This window comes from Paracidovorax wautersii, from assembly GCF_900113035.1.
Lineage (GTDB): Bacteria > Pseudomonadota > Gammaproteobacteria > Burkholderiales > Burkholderiaceae_C > Paracidovorax > Paracidovorax wautersii.
The window spans coordinates 1-1,564 of the sequence record NZ_FONX01000052.1 but is presented as its reverse complement, the minus strand read 5'-3'; the positions used below and the strand labels follow the sequence as shown (position 1 = coordinate 1,564).

The following is a 1,564-nucleotide window of genomic DNA, read 5'->3' as shown; positions in this document are numbered from 1 at the left end:
CGGCGAACTTCTCTCTGCTCATGTCGCTTGGGTAGGGCTTTCTTTTCACCAAGCAATTGTCGGCTCTGAAAAGATCGTAAACAGGCTCTAAGAACCTGTGTGCGCGCTCGCAGGGGGCGCCACTGGCGATGCCGATGCGGCAGCCCCGCACGCATGGCAGAAGCGGGCGAATGCGCTCTTGCGGGTGGTGCAGGTGCCGCAGCGGTCGAACAGGCCGATGCCGCAGTGGGGGCAGTAGTCGATGGCCGGGTCTTTCAGGTCCACCTGGCGTTCGCAGCCCGGGCACACGCCCTTGGCGAGCCGGGCCAGCGCCACGTCGTAGCTCAGCTCCTCGCGCCGCTGGGCATCGGGCAGGGCTTCGGCCAGGCGCTGGCGTTCCAGATAGCGGTTGAGCGCGGCGATGGCCCAGCGCCCTACCAGCACCGTGATCACGATGCCCACCGCATAGCGCACGTAGCCGCCGTAGCTGGGCAGGTAGGGCACCAGTTCGACGAAGAAGGTGAACAGGGCGAAGAAGATGAAGCCCCACACGAAGGGCCAGTAGGTGCTGCGGCGCTGTTTGGCGAACAGCCAGCCGGCCGCGGCGAGCAGGGGGAGCGTCAGCAGCAGCCGGTAGAGGAAGACGCGCAGCTCGACCTTGCGCATGGCCGCCGACATGCGCTCGAAGCCGCCCGCCTCCAGATCGCTCAGGCGCTGCCGGGCCTGGGCGGCGGACTGGCGCGCATCGAGCGCGGCCTGCTGCTGTGCCTGCACCGCCTGCCGGGCCTGCTGTTCGCGGCGCTTGAGGGTGTCGAGCGCCTCGGTGCGGCGCACCACCTCGGGGTTGTGCTCCGCCTGCTGCGTGGCGCTGCGCGTCGCCAGCCAGTTGTCGAAGGTCTCGCGCTCGGCCGCCGTGCTGCTGCGTGCCTTGTCGAGCTGCAGCCGCGCCTGCTCCAGCGCGGTCTGCGCCGTGGCCTCGGCCCGCTCGGAGGTGCGCACCTGGGTGCGCAGCGCCTCGGCCGCATCGCGGTCCAGGTAGTCGTCGAGCTGCGGCGGCGCCTCCACGCGGGGCAGATCGCCGACCACCGACCCGCCCAGGCCGATCAGGAATCCGGCGAACACCAGCGCGACCAGCCAGAGTCCACGGCGGAACCATTTCTCCGACAGGCGCAGTCCTTTGCTCATGGGTTCGTTTCTCCGGGCGATGAGGGGGGAAGTCGGATCACGCAGCGCCTGCCGGAATGCCCGGCGCGCCGCAGCCGCAAGGCCCCATCATCGCAGCCCCGTCAGACGGCAGGCAACAGCGCCAAGGGCGCGCCGCACGGCCAGCCCGGGCTCAGAACGTTTCCCAGTCGTCCTCGTTCTTCGCTGCAGCGGCGGGCTTGGGCGTGGCCGCAGGCAGCGCAGCCGGCTTGGCCGCAGGCGCGGGCGCCGCAGCCCGGGCCTTGGGCGCCGCCGCATGCGCCACGGGCTTGCGAGCCGGCGAGGGGGCGAAGGCCGGTGCCGTTGGCGCCGCAGCCGGTGCGGGTGCCTCGGCACGCAGCCCCTGGCTGGCCGCCGCATCCACCTGGAACACGCTCACCAG

General features: G+C 71.0%; 1 protein-coding gene and 1 pseudogene. Both read right to left on the bottom strand.

From position 1 onward, the window contains the following. Window positions 1-87: 87 nt before the first annotated feature. Window positions 88-1,164 (bottom strand): zinc ribbon domain-containing protein, encoded by a 1,077-nt coding sequence (locus BM070_RS23920; RefSeq protein ID WP_092942901.1) that lies wholly within the window; start codon window positions 1,162-1,164, stop codon window positions 88-90. A gap of 151 nt (window positions 1,165-1,315) precedes the next feature. Continuing rightward, window positions 1,316-1,564, bottom strand: a pseudogene (locus BM070_RS24985) (methyl-accepting chemotaxis protein); the annotation flags it as partial.